Genomic DNA, 22,054 nt, shown 5'->3' with positions numbered 1-22,054 from the left:
CCGTGGACAAAGCGCCCGCTAGGGTCCATAAACCTTATGAACTTTATAGACTTTATAAACTTTTAACTAAAAGGGCGAAAAGCGTTTTGACGCATTCGCCCTGCTCGTATTCCAACAGCCTGCCAAAAGTACACGAGAAAAACTTATAAAACGAAAAGCCGCACCATTTAGATGCGACTCTTCACTTGTTTAACTTTTCGCTATTTCTCTCGTCGATGCTTACTCCACCGATATTTGCACCAAGCCACCACGACTGAACTGATCACTCCTCCCACGATACTCAATATCCCCGCCACTAAATCATTCGCCAACTGTGAGAAAAAGGCATTCAAACTCAACGTGAAAAATATTCCGGTAAAAAAATAAATACTCATCACGGATCACTCGATAATCAAATATTCACTATCCGATACTTGACTACCATTCTTTGACGTGGCAAAACAATAGGCCACAACCTTCGAGTTATCCCAACCTTTCGGAAGCGCAAAACTGGTACTGCCACTCTCGCCTCTATTCCTCAACGTGACAATCTTCAGGCGTTTCAATGCAGTCTCGAACAATACGGCATATACCCTATCATCCACTAACGAGTTAGCGTACTCGTCCTCGTTTGTCTCTTGCTCGAATTGATATTTACTTGTATCCGCACTATACGTCACCGAAATCTCCGGTACCTCAAGCCATCCTTCTGCCACCTTCATCCGCTCGAACTCCATCGTGGCAACGTGTCCTTCAGTCACGCTCACGGCTCCCATGTTTGCTTTCACGAAAGCGTTCGAAGTCGTTCCTCCTCCCACTCCCTTGAATCCTTTCCGGATAACCGCTAACAAACGACGGGCCAACTGTATCAACACTTTCATCCGTGCCCGCTGATCCAGAATCTCCGGCGTCGGATTATCTTTCCTCTTGAATACTTTCGCTTTCGCGACATTCTTCTTATTCGTGTAACACATCGTCACGTTCCCGACGGACTTCGTTACCTTTCCCAACAAATTTGAATCAAATATTGCCATAACAACAAAATTTAAATAATTAATAAATAAAAAACTCACTCTCCCGATTGAAGCGTGCGCACCACCCCAATCAAAAATTAAAAATCACTCTATCGTAATTCGTAAATCATAAATCTAAAATTGTAACGCCGGTCCCGGATCCACCTTCCTCGCCGTTACATCCGAATGCCCTACCACGTACTTTATCGGGTAACGCTTCTTCAACAACCGGCACACCTCCCGCAACACGTCCATCTGTACCCTCGTGTACTTGTGCCAGTAAGTAAGTTCTCTCCCGGAATCATCCGTGTATACCTCCTTGAAAGGCACCTCCCGTCCACATTCCGCCACAAACTTTCCCCCTTCCATCCGTAATTGTCCCAAGTTATCCAACTCGATCCCGATAGAATAATGATTCAACTCCTCTCGTCCGGCATACCAACTTCTCCCGGCATGCCAAGCCTCGATATTAAACGGCACCAACTGAACCACTTCCCCCGCTCTCCCGATTACCAGATGAGCCGAAGCCGCCACATCCGGTCGAGTCAGATAATGAGCCGATGACATACAATTACTCCCTGCCGTGTAATGTAAAATAATCATGTCCGGCCCGACAATAGCTCGTGTATTCTTCACGCAATCCAGATAAATCACCCCGTGACCTATCAACCGATCGTTCACAATTGAAAATTGAGAATTGAAAATTGAAAATGTCATAACAAAAATCTTTAAATTAATACTCGTAACTCATAAATCGTAAATCTTAAAATTTAAAATCAGCGCCGCTTTCGTGCGATAGCCCCCAACATTTTCTCCCCGCTCCGCCCGATCACGTACCCACCCAATCCGATTTCCAACAAATCCCAAAAACGGGAAGAATCCGCCAAGATTGGCAAACTCGTGAAAGTCCCCACCAGAATGATCACCGCGAATGTCAGCATCACCAACGGTCTCCACGACCTCTGCAACCAATTCCCCGTCGCTTCCGCTTGAATCACGTTTGCTTGGACCTCCGCGATCTCACGTTCATATTCGTACATCAACTTCATGATCTCTGCTTCCAATTCCTTTTTCTCCCTCGCCGGGAGTGTCAACCGACCGACTAACTCTCCGAGCGCGTTCACCATATTCACTACCGGTTTCATTCTTCCTCTTGCAAACAGATATACTGGCTCGGCGACAACACTTTTCCGTTAGGGGAAATAAAATAACAATACACGTGTACTTTTTTCCCTTTCTTGCGGAACACCCTAAAATGAGCTTCCCGTTCCTTTCGACAAACCGTCAATTCATCAATTACCTCCGGGGAAAATGCCCTATCCTCGCACAACACCATTACCCCCAACCGATCTTTCCCTTCCGTCAACGTCCCGATCAAACTATTCATCCATTTCAACGTCACCTGTCCTTCCTTATCCACCCATCCTTCCAAGTTAAACACCTTCTGTCGTTTCCCGGCAGCAAACTGCAATTGTGAATAATCCTTGATCCTCCCGTCCGGACCAAACGCCTTCAAATTCTCCTTCATGAAAAAAGCATAACCGCTAACACAGATCCCTTGGGCTGCAATATCCAGCACCTCATCCAAAGGCGTTTCCTTCAATTTCTGGTAAAACCGGACTGCCGTCCGAAACCTTGCCCGCACCGCCCGTTGTTCCTCCGTATTGGAGTCATTCCGCTTTGCCCGTTTTCTCAGAAACGTTTTACCCCCTAACCGGTAGAGAACAAAATCACCCACTCGTCCTCTGATTCCCAAACAATTTTTTACTTCTGCCATAAGCTCTCGTTTTAATAAATACCAACGTTTACATCTCTCTCGTTTTTCTGAATGCAAAAGTACATCCCCTGCCAAACTCCATCACTACACGCGTGCCCCGCGTGTAGTGATTTTATTTTCAATGCATTGATTATCAATAGCGATTTTTTTTTGAAAAATCCACAAACTAACTCTACCCCACATCATTTAATGCCTCCGGGCATCCTTCTCATCTTTGGCCTGCTCTATCAAAAACACCAACTGTTTCGAAAACACCGCTACATCCTTCAGTCTTCCAAAAATATCCCGCTTCAGATCCCGGTAATTCGGAAGTTTCATCCCGAAAACCCGCTCCACCAGCTTGATAATCTCGTCATAACCCATCAACTTTCCCCTCGGCGACCACAACACCTTCGCTAGACAAATCCCCAATGCCAATTCCGCCATTTCCATTTTCGGATTTTCCGACTTCCAAATTGCCAGCGGTCCGTCATCCAGATGCCCGGCAAACCATTCCGGTTTTTCCAATCGCTCCCGCACCAACCGGATCTCGTGCTCCACCCGCATCAATACGGCATGAAGACACAAACTCACCGTGATCTTTTTTTCCAGTCCCGTCACAAATTTGATACACCTCGTCCCAAACCTGCAACCGGATACGGATACCTTCCAAACCTCGAGCCACCTCACTATAATCTCGCACCTCCTCACTCCATTTCACCAAATCGTTCACGAACTCCTGAACAATCACCTCTATTTGTTCACCCGACATCTCTTGAGCACCTTCTTTTAACCAAGAGAACAACCTCCCTTTCAATAAATGTTCCATAATCACATTTTTTAATTTATAAAAAAAGCCCCGGGAACTCTTCTCCCGAGGCATATCTTCAATCACCGCATCGTCTAACCGGCAATCCCTTTACCCATAAATCCTTTCATCAATCGTAAATCATGGAACGAACAAGAAATTCCTTCAATCTAAAATTTAAAATCGTAAATTAGTCAGGTTTTTCGCCTCTCCCGATCTCAAAAACTTCTCCAAAAGCTCCACTTGCTTGATCGAATGAATATCTCCCGAAACATGATCGATCAAACCTGCCGCTGCCAGAGCCTTCGCCCCGTGTTGAGCCTCTTTTCCGTAAAATCCGACAAACGATAACAGATTCACCTGCATCCGACATCCCCTGTGCTTCAAATCCTCAGCACGTTCTTCCAAATGCCCCGCGTAAAACGGGTAACGTTCCGGGTGTGCCAATACCGGCGTGTAGCCCTTGTCCTGCAATCGAAAAACCACCTCCTCGAAAGAAGGCGATGCCGCCACGAAACTATGCTCCACCAGCACTTTTCCCCCGTCAAACGAGGCAATATCCCCCTGCTTGATCAAATCTATCATGTACTCCCCGACTTTGTACTCCGCTCCCGCGTCAGCGTCTATATCAATCCCCTCCTTTGCCAAACACGTTCTCAATACCTCCAACTTCTCTAAAATCCCACCTCGCGTGTTCAAAGGCGACGGGAAAGATATATGAGGGGTAAAAGAAAACCTCTTCACCCCCAGTGCCAACATTTTCTTCACGATCACCACCGAATCCTCCATCTTCCTCACCCCGTCATCCAATCCCGGCAAGATATGAGAATGCACGTCATGCTCGTAAAAGAAGTATTGTTTATTCTCCCTTCGAAACCAACTCATCACTTTGTCGATTTACGTTTTTTCCCCTTTTTCTCACCGGCATCCTGCCCGTAGCCATAACCATAACCGTAGCCATAACCATAACCATAGCCATAACCGTACCCGTAACCACCGGAACGACTCATCTTTATACCGTTCACCACGATTCCTAAATTCTCCATACGTTTCCCTTTCTCCAGATCGGTAATCACCCGCAATCCCTTCTTGTCAAGCACATTTGCCCGAACCACGTAAACACAGGCATCCGCGTACCCGCTCAAGGAGAATCCATCCGCCAGTATCCCCAACGGCGGTGTATCAAGAATAATAACAGAAAAATCTTTTTTCAAGCATTCCAACAATTCGCCCATCCGGGGACTCGCTATCAACTGTGTCGGGTTCGGCGGTACAGTACCCCCGAATATCACGTGAAGGTTATCATCCACCTTCTCGATAATCAAACCCGGGTCATCCACCATCCCTGCCAAGTACGCAGACAGCCCTTTCTTGTTCTCTCTCTTGAAATACTCGTTCAATTTCGGGTTTCGCAAGTCACAACCGATCACGATCACTTTCTTACCCGCCTTGGCATAAGCGTTAGCCAGATGTGCGGCAACTAGCGATTTTCCCTCTCTTGGTATAGTGGAAGAAACCATGATCACCGGCACTCCCTTTTGCTTGATCAAGTAATTCAAATTTTCCCGAATCAAATGCATCGATTCCGACATCAGGAAATCTTCTTGGGAAACAGACGTTTTATCCTCGGGTAATTGCGGCAAAGTTCCCAGCAAAGGTGAACTCACAACCTTTTCTACCTCGGAAGCATCTCTCACCTTCGTATCCCACATATCTGCCACAAACATAATCCCCACGGGCAAAACGACACCGATAAACAACCCGAATAATAAAATAAGCATTTTTCTCGGGGCTACCGGATGCTCCCCCGGGTCCGGGTTCTCGATAATTTTGGCCATCGGCACGTACATCAGCTTGGCGATCTCCGCCTCCTCCCGTTTCTGCATCAGGAACAAGAAAAGATTCTCCTTTAATTCCTGTTCGCGGGCAATGGAACGGTATTGTTTTTCTTGCGTGGGAACGGATATCAATTTCTCTTCCACCAGTTGACTCTCACGCTCCAGACTCTTAATCTTAATATCCAACCCCTTCTCCACATTCGCAATTGCCGAGCGGATACTACTTTTCAATTCCCGGAGCTGCATTTCCAACCCCGTGATAATCGGGTTACTCTCGCGGGCAGACTGTAATAACTTTCCCCTTCGCAACACCATCTCGTTATACTTACTGATCCCGCTGTTTAATGTCTCGTCCGTAAGCCCGAGCCGTTCCGGCAAAATCCTGAACTCCTCACCTTGCCTATCCTCAAGGTAAGAGCGCACGCTCTTTACCACGTCCATTTCCGTCGCCAACTTCAACAACTCCGCATCGGTCACCTTCTTCTGCTCCATCACCAAAGCCGCATCCGAAGTCAAGTTCGTCAACTGGTTCCTTTTCTTGAACGATTCTGCATCATTCTCTATATCACCCAACTCTTGGTTGATCACCCGCAAACGCTCATTGATAAACTCCACTGTCTTTTCCGACACGAGTTGTTTATCATCAATCCCGTTTTCATTGTAACGCCGGATCATCGTGTAAAGAAAATCCATGCCTTTTATCGGGTTCGTTTCTTTCAACGAAACCCCCACCGCACTCGTGTTCTTCTCCAGTAAATTTATTTCCAGCCGCTTGTGGAAATCCGTGGCGGCTTTCCCGTAAGATAACAGATCCACGCGTATTTCATCTCCAGCCCGTAACGACGAATCACTTCTCTCCACCGTCATCCGATAATCACCCATCGGGATCGCCCGGGAAAACTCCCCCTCGAACATGATATTCCTGTCCGCATCAAGTACCTCAATCCGGTTCATCTCTCTTGCTATCACGTAAAGCGTCGTATCTTTAATATTCTCCGGCAAATCTACCAAAACCCGCACGGGAGAGTCCTTATACAACTTCTCGTCCCTCAATACTTTCTCCCGCGTATAATCCACGTTCAATTCCAGTTCCTTTACCACATCCAGAATCAAATTCTTGGATTTCAATTCCACGATCTCGTTCTCCACCATCATGTTCCCCTGAAACAAACCCAACTCTTTCAACATCGGGTTCACCCCGACTTCCCCCTTCTTCGAGTCACTAATCATCACCTTCGCCCCCACTTTATACACCGGCGTCGAACTAAAACAAACGTACAAAGCTATGCCTGCACACAACGGAATACTGATGGCAAACCACCACCAACGAGCCAAAATTTTAAAGAAAAAAGCTCTCAGGTCAAAATACTCTTCTTCTTCTGCCTGAATCAAATTACTATCTTGGTTGGTCATCTTCATAAATTAATTCTTCCGAAACTATTTAGTCAAGGTTATAAGTGCCACGATCGTCGATAAACTCGACAATATATAAGGCAAGAAAGTACTCACGCTTCCCCCGGCTATACGCCCCTTGTTTGGCTCCACGTAAACCACATCATTCTGTTGCAGGTAGAAAAAGGGGGAATCTATAAAATCACTCGATGTTAAATCTATCCGTGCGAAGATTTTCTCGCCGCCCTGTTCTCGCATCACCAGCACGTTCTTCCGTTTCCCGTTAATCTGCAAATCTCCCGCCATACCCAAGGCATCCAACAAAGACACTCGCTCGCTGACCACTTTATAACTACCGGGACTTTTCACCTCTCCCAATATCGTCACCTTGAAATTCTGGAATTGTATCGTCACGATCGGATTCTTCAAGTAAACAGATAATTTTTCTTTCAACATCTCTGCCAAGTCATTTCGCGAGATTCCCTCCACTTTCAATTTCCCGAGTACCGGGAAATCTATTTCTCCGTTCTTGTCCACGAGGTATCCCCTTGGAATCTGTTGTGTCGAAGTCGTGCTTACCTCCCGCCCCAACCCAATCATCGGCGTGTTAAAGGGTAACGCAGATTCCAGATCATCACACGACACGATGATGGATAACAGATCATCCGTGTGGATCACAGTCTTGTACTCACTCTCCGCTTTTATCCGTTTATTAACATCCACATCCTGCAAATACACCACTTTCTTGCTCGAGGCACAGGAGGCCAACAATCCCCCGGTCAACAACAACACGATCACGTTTTTTATCAAACACATAGATTTAGATTATTTCTTGATACAATTTTTTATCTCTCTCGTGATATACGCCACATCCTCATCCGTCACGCGAGGACCGGCAGGGATACACAACCCCCTCTCGAATAACTTTTCCGAAGTACCATCCACGTAACAAGGATTTCCCGCGAAAACCGGCTGCAGGTGCATAGGCTTCCACAACGGTCGGGTTTCAATTCCTTTAGCGTCCAAAGCCACACGCACCTCCTCGTGATCTACCCCTGTCACCGCTTTGTCGATCAAAATCGTACACAACCAGTAATTCGCATTAAACCGGTTATCGGGATTCGACATCAACTCTATTCCATCCACATCGGCGAATGCCCGCTCGTATAATTCATGCACGTGGCGGTGATGAGCCACATGCTCGTCCAATACTGTCATCTGTCCCAAACCGATCCCGGCACAGATATTACTCATCCGGTAATTGTAACCGATCTTCTCGTGCTGGTAATAAGGATACGGTTCCCGTGCCTGCGTGGCGTAGAACATCACCTTCTTCTTTGACTCCTCGTCCGGACAAACCAATGCTCCTCCTCCCGAGGTTGTTATCATCTTGTTCCCGTTAAAACTCAACGCCCCGTACAACCCGAAAGTCCCGCACTTTTGTCCCTTATATTCCGAACCCAATGCCTCGGCAGCATCTTCCAGTACCGGAATGTCATATTTCCCGGCCACCGCACAAATCTCGTCCATCTTCGCCGGCATCCCGTACAGGTGCACCGGAATAATTGCTTTCGGCTTCCGTCCCGTTTTAGCGATCCGGTCTTGTATAGCTCTCTCCAACAACACGGGACTCATGTTCCACGTCTCTTCCTCCGAGTCTACGAAAACAGCCGTCGCCCCTTGATATGTCACCGGGTTGGCAGAAGCGCAAAAAGTGAAACTCTGGCATATCACCTCGTCACCCGCCTGTACCCCCAACAATATCAACCCCAAGTGCAAGGCCGCCGTCCCCGCACTCAATGCCACCACCTGCTTCCCTTCATTTTCAACTCTCAACTTTCCATTTTCAATTGCTTGTTCTCCACTTCCAATCAAAAAATCCCGCAGTGATTTTTCAAAAGCGTTCACGTTTGGTCCCAAGGGCACTACCCAATTCGTGTCAAACGCTTCTTTAATAAAATCCTGTTCCTTGCCGCTCATGTGCGCCAAACAAAGATAAATTCGTTCCCTTTTCATGCAAAAATCTCTTGAACACACCCTTCCGGTCAAGACATAACAACCACGTCTTCACTCCCGCGAGTGCCCTATTGATAAATAAAACTTATGATTATACTACGAAATATTCAATTCCCCAACAAGACCTCTCCATGACCGGGATATAAATCCCGCCCCTCCGCGACTTTCAAAATCGCCTCCACGGATCGGGCTGCATCTTGTTTGTTGCTACGTGGGAAAGTAGTTATTACCTTCACTTCCGGTATAAAAGAATCGCCCGTGAATACCTCTCCCCTCGTGTAATAAGTCAAGCAACTCTTGTCATGCCCGGGCGTCTCCAACACTGTCAAAAATTCCCCGGGAAATAGCTCAATTTCATCTCGATCATGTAAAATTTGAACATTGTCACCCGTGAACACGACGGGGTCATCATGATACCTCGAGAAGTTCAACTTGTCCGAGTATAAACCCTCTTTCCCCGCCTCTGACGTGTAAACTACACATTCCGGGTAGAGTCCCACGATCCGATTAATCCCGTACAAGTGATCATAATGCGTATGCGTGAGAAATATTCCTCGAACCGATACTTCGCCAAAAATAATCTCCAATACCGAATCAACATCCCCCACGTCTACCAACCAACACCAAGCCATCCCTTCCTCTTGCAACACGTACGTGTTAGAACTAAAAATAGTATTTACAACTCGAACAATATTCATGTATGACAAATATCCCTCTAATAACGAACACATTCATTTTTTCACTCTCGACCTCTCAATTCGTCCCATCAAAAGGAATTGTTGTTGCTTCCCCTTCTTTCGATATCCCTTCCCTCACGAAAACTTTCTTCACCGTCAAAAACAAAATCTTCAAGTCCAACCAAAACGAAACATGATCCACGTACCAAACGTCATATTCAAACTTTTTTGTCCACGATATATTATTCCTCCCATTAATTTGTGCCCAACCAGTAATACCAGGCCGCACCTCATGACGTCGAAACTGTTCTTCAGAATATAACGGTAAATATTTTGGTAACAAGGGACGTGGGCCTACAAAGGCCATATCCCCTTTCAATACGTTTATCAATTGCGGTAGCTCATCAATAGACAGGGAACGCACTACTCTTCCAACCCTCGTCAAGCGTTTGTCATCTGGTAGTAATTTCCCCTCTTTGTCTCGTTCATCCGTCATCGTTTTGAATTTTATAACATCAAAAATCTTTGCATCTTTGCCAGGACGTTTCTGTATAAAGAATATTCCCGCACCTCTATTGACTAACAATAAAATTAACGACACACATAACAAAAATGGAATAAATATCAATAATAGGCAGAATGCACATATTAAATCAATCAAACGTTTCCCTAAATTACGATACATACAAATTATACTGCTCTTGCCAAATTAAATCCCTACTAAAATTCTTTACCCATGCTCTCCCATTCTCTCCGTAACATTTTCTTAATTTTTCATCTTCATAGAATAGTAACATCATTGTTTTTAAAGCTTCAACGTTTTCTACTGGTACAAGACGACCATTATAATAGTCTTTAATGGCATCACGACTCCCTGTAGCATCTGTTGTTATTACAGGTATCCCCAATGCAGCCGCTTCGATCAACACATTTCCAAAACCTTCCCTTTTCGTTGGTAAAACAAATACATCAAATAACGACATATATGTTGGTAATTCCATCTTAGGAAATGTACCCAAATAAATTATCCCCGGATGCTCTTTAATTGTATTAAGTAATGATTTTTCTTTCAAATTACCTGGATTTACTTTTCCCACAATAATTAACCGAAGATTATTATTTTGCAAATAAAGCTGATCAAATGCTTGATATAATTCAGACACACCTTTATCATTACAAATTCGCCCAACAAATCCATATACAAAAGTATGATCCAAATGATACTTAATGGTTATTTCTCTCTTTTTCTCAATTTCTACAGTATGTGTTGAAAACAAATTAAGATTTATCCCATTACTACTACCTTTATTTATTATTAAAACTTTTGAAGATGAAAATATATTTTCCCGAATTGCCATATCTTTCAATGAAGAACTTATACAAATTATTCTATTGGCACATTTCCCAACAATTTTTTCTATTAATAGAAGAACTTTCTTTTTAAAACCATACTCTCGCTCAAAACGAAAACCTCTACAAGTATAAATTCGACGTTCTACTCTTAATAAACAAGCAGCAAGCATTCCAAGTAATCCCATTTTGGGAGTCCCAAAATTTACAACATCTGGTTTTATTCTATAAATAATTCGCAATATTAAAAAGAAAGCTTTTATATCTTCCCAAAGAGATATTTCTCTTCTCATAAAAACGGGAACGAATGTACACATTTCTTTCTCGCAAAACAATTTTGCCGCATCGGAATATCCTGTTATAAAATAAACATCAAAACCACGTTCATGAAGAAATTTTAATTGTCCTTCCAACAATATACAACTTTCTGGGACAGTTACTCCAAGTATGATTTTTTTCATAAAGGGACCTAATTATAATCGACCATCAACCATTTCTTTATCCAGAAATGACTTCACGTCATATACCACTCCATTCTCATTTTGGAGCAATTGTCGGATATTACAATCACTAAATTGTTTATGAGCAACGCCTAAAATTATTGCATCATACTTTTTCTCCAACAAAAATGGATTATCTTGTAGTAAATGTACATCATATTCTCGTTCTAAAACTTGAACATCCGCCCAAGGATCATACACATCTATATTTTCTGTATATTCTTTCAACAAATTATATACATCTACTATCTTAGTATTCCTAATATCAGGACAATTTTCTTTAAACGTCACACCTAGTATTAGAATCTTAGAATCCTTCACTAAAACTCCTTTTTTATTCATTAGCTTAATCACCTGATTTGCAACATATTCTCCCATACCATCATTTAATCGACGAGCTGTTGACATCACTCGCGGCAATATGCCATACACTTGAGCTTTCTGTATTAAATAATATGGATCTACACTTATACAATGCCCTCCAACTAACCCTGGTGTCAATTTTATGAAATTCCATTTTGTTGCAGCAGCCTCCAAAACCTCCATGGTGTCTATACCCATTGCATTAAAAATTTTAGCTAATTCGTTTACAAAAGCAATATTTACATCTCGTTGGCTATTCTCTATAATTTTTGAAGCTTCCGCAACTTTTATAGAAGAGGCTTTAAAAGTTCCATTTATCAACACGGAGTTATAAACATTATCTATAATCTCTGCTATTTCAGGCGTTGAACCTGATGTTACCTTTTTAATGCGTTCCACAGTATGTTCCTTGTCTCCAGGATTAATGCGTTCCGGTGAATACCCTGCAAAAAAATCAACATTAAACTTGAGTCCCGAAATTTGCTCTATTACAGGCAGACACTCCTCTTCTGTCATTCCTGGATATACTGTTGATTCATAAACGACAATATCTCCTCTAGAAATTACTTTACCAATAGTTGTACTTGCACTAATTAAAGGGTATAAATCAGGACGATTATTTGAATCGACAGGAGTTGGGACTGCAACTATATAAAAATTACAAGATTTTATCTTCTCTATATTTGCAGTGCATTTAAAACCATTTTTTATCGCCACTTGTAATAAATCATCTGTAATTTCACAAGTCAAATCATGACCTGCATTCAAAGCATTCACACGTTCTTCATTTAAATCAAATCCTATGGTCTCATATTTAGTAGAAAACAGACGAGCCAAAGGTAAACCCACATAACCTAATCCCACTACACAAACTTTGATATTTTCCATATATTCACTAATAATATTCAATTAATTTTACAAGCTTAAATTTTTATAATAACCATTACAGCGAGCTGTTTCTATACTAATATTAATTTTGATATTACCATCGGATTTGTTCTCATCCACATCGTTCCCCAAGTCAATCCTAAACCAAAAGACGACATTAATAAACTTTTCCCCTCTCTCATCAACTGTTCCCGCATACGGGTCACCATTAACGAGGGGATTGAAGCTCCACCTAGATTCCCGAATTCCTCCAAGTTATAAGGGACTTTTTCCAAGGGTAACTTCAATTTCTTTACGATCCGGTCCACAATCATCTTGTTCGCCTGATGAATCAAAAAATAATCCACATCATGCTCCTTATCAATACTATAATCTGCCATAAAAGACTCTATCGACTTGGGCGGTTTGGAAATCGCAAAAGAAAACACATTCATCCCATTTATCAACGTGTGCATAGGAGCACGAACAATCCCGTTCCCGAAATCCTTGTACTCGAAAGACTCTTTCGTGACCGGGTGACGAAATCCCCCGTGGGGAGTCATCAACGCCTCGTACCCTTTCCCGTGCGTGTGAAAGTCGACCACGATATCATTCGCTGTCGGATCATATTCCAAAGCCATCGCCGTTCCGCAATCCCCGAATAACGGAACTCTACTCTTATCCTTCATGGAGCCCATCCGCAAAGCCGTATCCCCGACAAGTAACAACGCCCGCTTCACGCTACCGGAAGACAACAAATTTCCTCCTGTTGTGATTGCATACATACACCCGCAACATCCCATAGGAATATCCATCGAAAAACAATCTTCCGAAAGTTCCAACCGATCTTGCAACAAACAAGAAGTTGGAGGAGTTTTATAATCACCCGTTACTGATTCGAATATCAAAACATCAACGCTCTCCCGCTCCCATTTAAGGTCTGCCAATAGTCGTTCCGCTGCGGCAAAACACAAATCAGACGCACAAACATCATCGGGGGCAATATGCCTCTGCTTAATACCGACAGTATTATTAAACACCTCAGCCTCTTCCGGGGTAAAAAACTCAAAATCCGTCGTGTGAACCACGTTCCGGGGAACAGCAGCAGCCACTCCCGCCACCTTCACGTTTTTAATTTCCCACCTTGCCATAAGTTCTAACGTGTTTAAATTTCAACCCCGTATTTGCACAATATCTCTTTACCCGCCTTGTAAGACGTGAATCCCATGATATCTTCCGGCTCGAACATGACATCAAACGATTCTTCCAATAAAGCGACTATATTTAACTGATGAACCGAATCCCATTCTTTCACATTGTCTTTAGAAAAATCATCATTTAAAACACTTTCTGTCACGCCAAATACTTCCACAAACACCTTGTTATATTTTTGCTCCATTTTTTACTTATTGGTTATTCAATTGACTATATAAAACTTTCCCCACTCTATTTCGGGGTATCTCAGATATAATTCGCACTTCAAAAGCTGATGCCACAATACCAGTTTTTTCAACCAACTCCCCTTTCACCAACCCAGCTAACTGCGCATTTGTGATATAAACTATCATCTTTGCATCCGTTCCCACGCATGCACATTCAACCGGGAATGCAGCTCTTACGATTTGCTCACATTCATCAAGCCCAACCCGCATCCCATAAAGTTTTAAGAATCGTCCCGTACGCCCCACGATATAATAAAACCCATCATCATCCCGATAAGCCAAATCTCCCGTCTTCAAACATCCCTTTCGTTCATCACCCAACGCCAAATCCTCCTTGCACAAGGCATACCCCAAAGTTACATTCCTCCCCCGATAGCACAGCTCCCCTTCTTTGTGACTTTCCTTAACTAATTGTCCTTCCGAATCTATTAAAAATAACTCCCCGTTAGGTACCGCTTTCCCGATACTCCCACATTTCGACAAGGCATATTCCGGTGGCAAATAAGCCATCCTAGCCGTCCCTTCCGTTTGCCCGTAAGTAGCAATCCATCGTTTTCCCGTTTGTTGTGCGTATTCCACGAATTGGAGATTCAATTCCCTCGACAACTTACCTCCCCCTTGCGTCAACAACTCCAAATCAGGTAAATCCATTTTGAAAAAACGCATCATTCGCAAAATCTCGAAACTATAAGGCACTCCGGTGAAACTCGTCGCTTTTCGCTCTTTCAAAAAAGTCCAAAACTCTCTTTGTGTCATACTCAAATCCGTCGCAAGAACCGTCGCCCCCACGTATAGATGACTGAATACAACCGACAAGCCCATGGTATAATACAGGGGCAAAACAAGCACGGGGCGATCCTCGCTCTTCAGTTCAAAAAAAGTCGAAATATTTAAAGCCGAGGCTTCCACGTTTTCATAACTGTGACGCACGAGTTTCGGGCTACCCGTGGATCCTGATGTGGGAAGAAGATGTGATAATTGCTCATAAAGAGGGTAATTCTTTTTACCTGTTTCCAACAGGGAATACCCCCAACGACACAATTCCCGTTCAACACCAACCCCTCCTAAATCCCCATTTGAAAGACATATATACCCAGGCTGATAAATATCCTCTAATTTTTGTAATAGCTCCTTGTCTATCTTCGGACTTAACAACAAAGGAATAATCCCCGCCCCAATCAATCCAACGCTCCAAGCTATTCCCCCCACGTCATTACCTGCAAGAACGAACACGAGAGAACGATTTCGTACTAGTTCTTTTAACTCATTGACAAATTCCGTCAATTCACCATATTTCAACATGTCTCCGGCTGAATCTATTACAGCCAAAGAATCTCTTTCATGCTTATTAATATTCAGTATCATAACTTCTAAATCGAAGCACAACCGTCAACTCCCAATATCTGTCCTGAAATATATGAAGCTCTCTCGGAAGCTAAAAAGGAACATGCATTAGCTACATCTTCGGGAGTCCCCAACCTGCCCAAAGCAATCCGGTTTATCCTCTCGTCTATTTTATCTCCGGAAGATTCATACAACTCTGCAAAACGCTCTGTTTCCACTATTCCCGGAGCCACCGCATTCACGCGTATTCCTTGCGGAGCAAGTTCTTTCGCTGCCGATTTGGTCAATGAAATTATCGCCCCTTTCGTGGCAGAGTAGGCAACCTGTCCCGAGGAACCCAATACGGCTGTAACGGACGCAATATTCACAATCGTCCCACGTTTATTTCTAGCCATAAAACGAGCCACCAACTGCATTAATTCCAATACGGCAATCACATTCACACGAAACATCAACTCCGTTTCCTCTCGTATGATCATCCCAATCTTCCGATTAAAAACAACTCCGGCATTATTCACTAGTACATCTATTTTTCCCTCTTGCTTGTGTATCGACATTAAAACATTTTTCACTCCAGTACTATCTGTTATATCGCAACAAACAGGAATTATTCTCACATCATAACGTTCTGAACAATCCTTCGCCCATTGCTCCATTACTCCCGTTTGCCGGTCAAAAGCATAGACAATACCTCCATCTGCGGCAAAACGCTCCACGATTGCCTTCCCAATTCCTTGAGCGGCTCCTGTAACAATACAAACCTTGCCATGTAATAATTTTTCCATCTTTAATACAAAGTTTTCCCCCCATCAATAATTAACGTGTGTCCGGTAACAAACGAGGAAGCATCCGATAACAAGTAAACAATCCCCAATGCGACCTCTCGAGGTTCCCCGTATCGCTTCATCGGATAGGTTTTCATATCCCGCTCCCTATCATCTTGCGAATACTGTTTACCTGCCACTAAATTAGTATCCACCATCCCCGGATTTACACTATTACACCGAATCCCTGTAGAAGCTAACTCTAAAGCTGCATTTTTCATGAATACATGTAAAGCACCCTTAGAAACACCATACATCGCATTACCCGGAGCCACTGTATAAACTCCGCCGATTGAAACAGTGAAAACAAGAGATGCTCCTTTCTTCAACTTCTTCTTTTTCAATAATTTTTGTGTTAAATATATCGGAGCAAGTGCATTCACCGAAAGTATTTTTTCAATATCTCCACGGTTTATAAATTTCACTGGCAATGGTTTTGTGATCCCCGCATTATTTACCATCCCGTCCAACATGGGAAGAAACGACACCATTCTCTCCAAATCAGCATCTTCCGTTAAATCACAAGTGATCATTCGATGCTCTCTATTCTCTCCACACAATAAATGCAAGGTTTCCGTCAATCCGTTTTCACGGATATCCGTGATAATCACTGAAGCTCCCATTTTAGAACACTCTATTGCGGTAGCCCTCCCGATACCGGACGCCGCCCCTGTAACCAAAATGACTTTATCGCAAAGCGAAAACGGATTATATAACATCTCCATTACTGCTTAGCTTTCACGTTATCGAAAAGATCTGCTATTGTGTTAGCATTTCGAATATCCTCTCCTTGAATAGTTATCCCATATTCTTCATCCACCATCGCAATAACAGAAAGAGCCATCAAAGAAGACCATTCCTCCAACTTTTTAAATTCTGTCTCTTTAGTAAACACGTTTACATCCGTCTCGTCAAACAACTCTGCAAATAACTCGATAAACTTAAAAATCTCCATAACTAAATATTTTATATAACTAACTTACTTTAAATTTCAATCCTTTTAGCAGGATTTCCCATCACGGTCGTTCCTGCTTTCACTTTTTTAATCACAAAACTACACGCCCCAACCTTTGCACCAGTTTCAACGACCACCTTATGATTGATAACCACAGAGGTATGAATCATCGTTTCGTTCTCAATTCTTATTCCCCCCACGCAAGTCACATGCGTATCTATTCGGTTCCAATTTCCGATAACAGCATCATGCCCGACAACACTATAACTCTGGAGCAGATTATGATCCCCAATTCTAACATCCGCCCCTAACGCCACATAAGCCCCAACTACATTCCCTAAACCCAATTTCACGTTCGTACCAACACGAGCCGTTGAATGAATAATATTTACAAATACCCCACCTTTGCTTAAAATTTTCTCACAACATATCTTCTTGGCTCTTCCTCCCATTGAACAAGTAAACACATCATCTTTTTCTGGAACGTACTCGTTAATAGGACCTAACATCGGAGGATATCCTTCAAAACCATCCAATGCATTAACATTGTCATCAATAAAACCTTTTATCACAAACAACTCCCCATACCCTACACTTTCTCTCACCCAGTCATAGAATGTTCGCCCCATTCCTCCGGCACCAATGATTATTAATTTTTTCATCATCAAGAATTTAAGAATAAAAATGATATGTCATCAACATTATTATCAACCGACAAACTACGAATCACATCCTAACAAATTCAAGAACCCCTCTTTGTCGAATGGTGAATATATCTGACTCATTTTTTCTTTTTGAGACTCGTTCAATTCAGTCTTCAAGAAAAGACCGAATTCCTCTATATTATGAACATAATAGAATCCATCATCATAATTATCAATTAACGACTTGGGATGCAAATCAGCAAAACATATTTTAGCAACCTTTTTACCCAAACTCATCGCTTCATATAGAACAGTTGAATGTTCACCCGCAACATAATCATACTGCATAAGTGCTACGAACGAGCCAATTTTATTATCCACAACCCTAACATTGGGAATAGTTTCAATTATCGCATTTTGCCCTGACTTAAATCGCTCCTGCGGATGAAGACGGATATCAAAAAAATAATCGGGAAAAGCCTTTGCTAATCCAGTAACGGCTGATATTATCTTGTCTGATATTTCAGGTTCTGATGCAAATAATATATATTTTTCCTTTTTTGATATGGCAGCAAGTGTTTTACGAAGATAGTCCCGATAGGCCCATCCTATTACTTTTATTCTTTCACAATTAATCCCAAATTGAGCTCCGACCCACATCTTACCAAAAGCCAAAAAATAGTCAGGAACAAACATTTCATCAACAGAACCAGAATAAAGAACCGTCTCACCCACCGTTATTCCATGCTGAAACTCGAACACTGGAATGCCGAGTTCCTTACATGCCACCATTTCTGGATAAAAGCCCGATCTAGCAACTCCCAATAAATATTTAACATGCTTTCTTCTAAAAACATTCTTGAATATTCTCCTTTTGATATCAAATCTAGCGAACAAGCGAACAATTTGCCAGAAATCTTTCCGCCGCATGAAAAATGAATTTTGGGCAGCATTAAAAAGTCCCAAATAAACTTTCCTATACCTCAAATAATAAAAAGGGGAAACTAGAATCTCCAATAAATTAACTGAAAAATCTATCACTTCCGTGTATACAATTGAATTTTGATGCAAACGAGGCTTCCGGTGTACACCAGAATTTCCTCGTTCGAAACATATATAATTACTTAGTCCTAATTCATCAATGATAGGATCTATAAATTTATCCAACCAAATCCCATTCGCACAATCCAATCGCGTAAAATTTAAAAACCATATATCGACTTGTTTTCGTTTTAATAAAAAATGAATAAACTGCCTCAATGATACAAAAAATGTCAATAATAACCTCTTGAAATTAAAATGAGCATGATTTGACATCGAAGCAATACCACAAATCTTTTCAAGACGAAGTTGTCTATACCTTCTCCTTACTATAGTCCATACGGATATTCCATATATCTTATATTTATACAGCAACTTTTCATCCTCAATAATACGCAGTAATTCTTCTTCTCCCCTTGATAACTGTGTCATATCTTTCGTTAAATCTCGTTTATCATTTTTTTAACTAATCGTGCTTAAATACTTCTCTAACAAACTTATCATTTCTCAACCTTTTATTGTATATAAAATTGGTCGTTCATCAATCACATAATCTACAAATCAACAATCTCAGGTTTATAAAAAATTCTCTTGAACGAATGAAAAATCTCTTTTATTGTCGTTCCATTTAAAGCGATATAAATAACCAAAGGTATACACAACAAATACGTTATATTACAAAGAATTAGGATAATTGCTACAATAAATGGAAGTAATAACCGCAATGGAAAACAGTCTTTAAAAACATTCATGATACTTCGATTCAATTTTAATTCTTTCCGACCATAATATACACATAAATAAGCATATATAAAATAAGTCAAAAGTGTTGGTAATATCGTATATTGATAATTTACTTGTAAAACGTTCACACAAAACACACCCAGTAAAACATTTATTCCCAAAGAAAATATTGCAATAAAAGCTAGTACTCTTTCTTTATTTCTTGCCATAAGAAATGTAGAGTAACCAAAGGAATTTGTGAAAAGTAACATTGTCAAACAAGCCAAATTAATCATTAATAATGTGCCTTCGTATTTGGGCACAAAACGAATAAATACAGGAAAAACAATCATTGCCAAATACATAATCCCATGAAACAAGGCAACATAATTTACCCTTATCAGTCGAATGGTTGAAGAAACAACTTCTGTATCAGAAGAACGATATCTATTTAATAACTTTGCAGAGATCAAATAAGAAAAAGCCTCTAATAATTGTAAAACAGCATGTCCTAACAAATAGGCAAATGTAAAATAACCAAATTCCGTTACAGTATAATTGATACTAACTATTGTTTTAGTAGAAATCATAATAAAATAGAAACCAGAGTTATATAAAAATAGAAAGAATCCCTTATTAATTATTTTTTTGCAATCATAAAATCGAAATTCTCCTTTTAAAGTAATTCCTCCCCGAAATGAATAAAATAAAAAAATAACGAAATAAGCAATAACATATGCACCCAACATCCATTGTAATAATGGATAACCTTCTTTCCAAAAAACCACCACAAAAGTCAACAACACAACGAAAGTTTGATGAAAAGCTATTTCCAGCAATTTATTTTTAACCCGATAGACTTTACTACAATACAGATTAAAATAATTTATTATACCACATAAACAAATCCAATAAAATAAATTCCCAAGTTCATATTTTTCAAAAAAAGCTATTCCGACAATTCTTTCATACAATGCAAAACAGATAACACCAACTCCCAATACTCCGGTCAACACAAATCCACTCTTTTCAAAAGCATCTCGCCGACTTAAGTTTTCTCTATTCTGAATTTGAAGCACTTGAGCAGCTTGAGGTATTCCAAAATTAATTAAATTAAAATAATTCAATAGTAATATCAAATATCCCCAAATACCATAATAGTAAGGTCCCATTCGATTAGCAGCATACATTGATACAAAAAAACTCATCCCATATGTAACATATCGCGTCAACATATAAAGCATCACTTTATTTTTCAGTACTAACTTTATCCCTCTTAAAATTTTCATTTCAATTCATTTACACGATGAGACAAATGATAATTGTAGACACAAACTGAAAGAAACACTAAAAAATAAATATATGGCTGCTGCATCATCCATGCTCTATGAAGATAAATCAAAAGCATCGCACCAATAAGACAAATTCTAAGACGGAAAGGAGCATTCAATAACGACATATAAGCCCATAAAAGTGACAAGAAAAATCCAACATACCCGAGTCTGAGCAACATCCCCCGGTAATCAGAAAGGACAATTTCATCATCAGTCGTTCCGACTCCAAACAATAATTTTGATGAATGAAGAAATTGTTCATAGTAAAATGCACCTGTTTGATTAATTCTTTCATCTAACGCATTAGACAAAGAATTTGTTGATTGGTAAGCTTCAAAAACACGTTCTAAATTCCGTTCATAAAACAAATATATTAATTGTTCCTGTAACCCTTTACTCAAAAATAGAAATACAAGAAGCATCATTAATAAAATTGATATATATATCCATAGTTTTTTCAATCCGGCTTTATTATATACAAAATCATAAATTTCACCCAAAGCTGCAAGTACAAAAAAATTCATTGAGAATGTCAAGATACCACACATTACAATTCCTATATTAACTTTCTGCTTCAAAAATCGGTCTATCAAAAAAACAAATCCCAAAATAATCGCAAAGTGCCCCGGCTCCTGCAAAGGTCCACAAGCCCTTGGTATCATTGAAGGAATATAGCTATGAATTGTTACAAAACAACCATATATATGATAATTTAGATCTGCTAATTCATGAACGTTAGAACGGGCTTCTACAACATAATAAGGAATATACTGTATTAAACCTGTTACAAAAAATAGAGTTATCAGGATGGAACCTATTGCAAAAAAAATAATGATTTTTCTAAATATCAAATATAGGTTATTCAAAATCTCATTTTTCCAGGTAACTAAAAGCACAAACGGAAAGACAACAAAAAAACGTACCAATATACCCCATATTCCTATATCTATTCTAAGATTAACATACATGAAAAACAAAAAGCCCGAAAACACCAACCACATTCTAGGAATTGTAAATATCATTTTTTTCCTATTGTACAAAAAAAATGATGCAATCACAACCAACATCCCCGCCAATACTTTCAAAAAATTCTCGTATGAATTCCAAATAAAAAATGAGTCTAAAACGGTCAATAACCATAAAATACCTGCACCTACAGCAAATTTTTCAACAACACTTGTTCGCATG

Annotated in this window: 25 protein-coding genes; all 25 read right to left on the bottom strand. The window is 40.9% G+C overall.

Annotation, left to right across the window (positions count from 1 at the left end):
• Nucleotides 1-200: 200 nt before the first annotated feature.
• A complete protein-coding gene (locus tag Q5866_RS15145) occupies nt 201-374 on the bottom strand; it encodes a hypothetical protein (protein WP_176554941.1) in 174 nt (57 codons plus the stop codon).
• Nucleotides 375-380: 6 nt separating this feature from the next.
• Nucleotides 381-1,013, bottom strand: coding sequence for a DUF6266 family protein (locus Q5866_RS15140; RefSeq protein WP_303181092.1), 633 nt, complete (start codon nt 1,011-1,013; stop codon nt 381-383).
• Nucleotides 1,014-1,127: 114 nt separating this feature from the next.
• Nucleotides 1,128-1,709, bottom strand: a complete 582-nt coding sequence (locus Q5866_RS15135; protein ID WP_227217679.1) for an N-acetylmuramoyl-L-alanine amidase — start codon at nt 1,707-1,709, stop codon at nt 1,128-1,130.
• Between the two features lie 59 nt (nt 1,710-1,768).
• On the bottom strand, nt 1,769-2,137 hold the full coding sequence (locus Q5866_RS15130) for a 3TM-type holin (RefSeq protein ID WP_303181089.1): 369 nt from the start codon (nt 2,135-2,137) through the stop codon (nt 1,769-1,771).
• The gene (locus Q5866_RS15125; protein WP_303181088.1) at nt 2,134-2,769 is read right to left on the bottom strand and encodes a hypothetical protein; all 636 of its coding nucleotides are present in this window, start codon (nt 2,767-2,769) and stop codon (nt 2,134-2,136) included. The genes Q5866_RS15130 and Q5866_RS15125 overlap by 4 nt, the downstream gene beginning before the upstream one ends.
• Before the next feature lie 186 nt (nt 2,770-2,955).
• On the bottom strand, nt 2,956-3,342 hold the full coding sequence (locus Q5866_RS15120; protein WP_141560889.1) for a hypothetical protein: 387 nt from the start codon (nt 3,340-3,342) through the stop codon (nt 2,956-2,958).
• Nucleotides 3,239-3,577, bottom strand: a complete 339-nt coding sequence (locus Q5866_RS15115) for a hypothetical protein (RefSeq protein WP_303181085.1) — start codon at nt 3,575-3,577, stop codon at nt 3,239-3,241. Before Q5866_RS15115 ends, Q5866_RS15120 begins: the two co-directional genes overlap by 104 nt.
• A gap of 156 nt (nt 3,578-3,733) precedes the next feature.
• Nucleotides 3,734-4,441 carry a tyrosine-protein phosphatase gene (locus Q5866_RS15110; RefSeq protein WP_303181083.1) on the bottom strand — a complete coding sequence of 236 codons (708 nt, stop codon included), beginning with the start codon at nt 4,439-4,441 and terminating at the stop codon, nt 3,734-3,736.
• Nucleotides 4,441-6,813 carry a polysaccharide biosynthesis tyrosine autokinase gene (locus tag Q5866_RS15105; RefSeq protein WP_303181081.1) on the bottom strand — a complete coding sequence of 791 codons (2,373 nt, stop codon included), beginning with the start codon at nt 6,811-6,813 and terminating at the stop codon, nt 4,441-4,443. The genes Q5866_RS15110 and Q5866_RS15105 overlap by 1 nt, the downstream gene beginning before the upstream one ends.
• An 18-nt stretch (nt 6,814-6,831) precedes the next feature.
• On the bottom strand, nt 6,832-7,602 hold the full coding sequence (locus Q5866_RS15100) for a polysaccharide biosynthesis/export family protein (RefSeq protein WP_099290749.1): 771 nt from the start codon (nt 7,600-7,602) through the stop codon (nt 6,832-6,834).
• Between the two features lie 9 nt (nt 7,603-7,611).
• Nucleotides 7,612-8,802: a DegT/DnrJ/EryC1/StrS family aminotransferase gene (locus Q5866_RS15095; protein ID WP_099290750.1), complete on the bottom strand. Its 1,191-nt coding sequence runs from the start codon at nt 8,800-8,802 to the stop codon at nt 7,612-7,614.
• A gap of 107 nt (nt 8,803-8,909) precedes the next feature.
• Nucleotides 8,910-9,500, bottom strand: coding sequence for an MBL fold metallo-hydrolase (locus Q5866_RS15090; RefSeq protein WP_303181078.1), 591 nt, complete (start codon nt 9,498-9,500; stop codon nt 8,910-8,912).
• A gap of 55 nt (nt 9,501-9,555) precedes the next feature.
• Nucleotides 9,556-10,164, bottom strand: coding sequence for a sugar transferase (locus tag Q5866_RS15085; protein WP_303181076.1), 609 nt, complete (start codon nt 10,162-10,164; stop codon nt 9,556-9,558).
• Nucleotides 10,154-11,290 carry a glycosyltransferase family 4 protein gene (locus Q5866_RS15080; protein WP_303181074.1) on the bottom strand — a complete coding sequence of 379 codons (1,137 nt, stop codon included), beginning with the start codon at nt 11,288-11,290 and terminating at the stop codon, nt 10,154-10,156. The genes Q5866_RS15085 and Q5866_RS15080 overlap by 11 nt, the downstream gene beginning before the upstream one ends.
• 12 nt (nt 11,291-11,302) lie before the next feature.
• On the bottom strand, nt 11,303-12,580 hold the full coding sequence (locus tag Q5866_RS15075) for a nucleotide sugar dehydrogenase (protein ID WP_303181073.1): 1,278 nt from the start codon (nt 12,578-12,580) through the stop codon (nt 11,303-11,305).
• 71 nt (nt 12,581-12,651) lie between these two features.
• Nucleotides 12,652-13,710 carry a 3-oxoacyl-ACP synthase III family protein gene (locus tag Q5866_RS15070; RefSeq protein ID WP_303181072.1) on the bottom strand — a complete coding sequence of 353 codons (1,059 nt, stop codon included), beginning with the start codon at nt 13,708-13,710 and terminating at the stop codon, nt 12,652-12,654.
• Between the two features lie 14 nt (nt 13,711-13,724).
• Nucleotides 13,725-13,958, bottom strand: coding sequence for an acyl carrier protein (locus Q5866_RS15065; RefSeq protein WP_227217691.1), 234 nt, complete (start codon nt 13,956-13,958; stop codon nt 13,725-13,727).
• A 7-nt stretch (nt 13,959-13,965) separates the two neighbouring features.
• Nucleotides 13,966-15,366: an AMP-binding protein gene (locus tag Q5866_RS15060; RefSeq protein ID WP_303181071.1), complete on the bottom strand. Its 1,401-nt coding sequence runs from the start codon at nt 15,364-15,366 to the stop codon at nt 13,966-13,968.
• A 5-nt stretch (nt 15,367-15,371) separates the two neighbouring features.
• Complete coding sequence (locus Q5866_RS15055; RefSeq protein WP_303181070.1) at nt 15,372-16,130, bottom strand: SDR family NAD(P)-dependent oxidoreductase; 759 nt, start codon at nt 16,128-16,130, stop codon at nt 15,372-15,374.
• Between the two features lie 2 nt (nt 16,131-16,132).
• Nucleotides 16,133-16,894, bottom strand: coding sequence for an SDR family NAD(P)-dependent oxidoreductase (locus tag Q5866_RS15050; protein WP_368502041.1), 762 nt, complete (start codon nt 16,892-16,894; stop codon nt 16,133-16,135).
• Nucleotides 16,894-17,124, bottom strand: coding sequence for an acyl carrier protein (locus Q5866_RS15045; protein ID WP_303181069.1), 231 nt, complete (start codon nt 17,122-17,124; stop codon nt 16,894-16,896). The genes Q5866_RS15050 and Q5866_RS15045 overlap by 1 nt, the downstream gene beginning before the upstream one ends.
• 29 nt (nt 17,125-17,153) lie before the next feature.
• On the bottom strand, nt 17,154-17,786 hold the full coding sequence (locus Q5866_RS15040; RefSeq protein ID WP_303181067.1) for a sialic acid O-acetyltransferase: 633 nt from the start codon (nt 17,784-17,786) through the stop codon (nt 17,154-17,156).
• Nucleotides 17,787-17,843: 57 nt separating this feature from the next.
• Nucleotides 17,844-19,241 carry a hypothetical protein gene (locus Q5866_RS15035; RefSeq protein WP_303181065.1) on the bottom strand — a complete coding sequence of 466 codons (1,398 nt, stop codon included), beginning with the start codon at nt 19,239-19,241 and terminating at the stop codon, nt 17,844-17,846.
• Nucleotides 19,242-19,363: 122 nt separating this feature from the next.
• Entirely contained in the window at nt 19,364-20,821 is a 1,458-nt protein-coding gene (locus Q5866_RS15030; RefSeq protein ID WP_303181064.1) for a lipopolysaccharide biosynthesis protein, read from the bottom strand.
• Entirely contained in the window at nt 20,818-22,053 is a 1,236-nt protein-coding gene (locus tag Q5866_RS15025; protein WP_303181063.1) for a hypothetical protein, read from the bottom strand. The genes Q5866_RS15030 and Q5866_RS15025 overlap by 4 nt, the downstream gene beginning before the upstream one ends.
• Nucleotide 22,054: the final 1 nt, after the last annotated feature.

Source organism: uncultured Butyricimonas sp. (assembly GCF_959596855.1).
Taxonomy (GTDB): Bacteria; Bacteroidota; Bacteroidia; order Bacteroidales; family Marinifilaceae; genus Butyricimonas; species Butyricimonas muris.
Note: the sequence above shows the minus strand (reverse complement) of the source record. Positions and strands in the feature narration are given on the sequence as shown.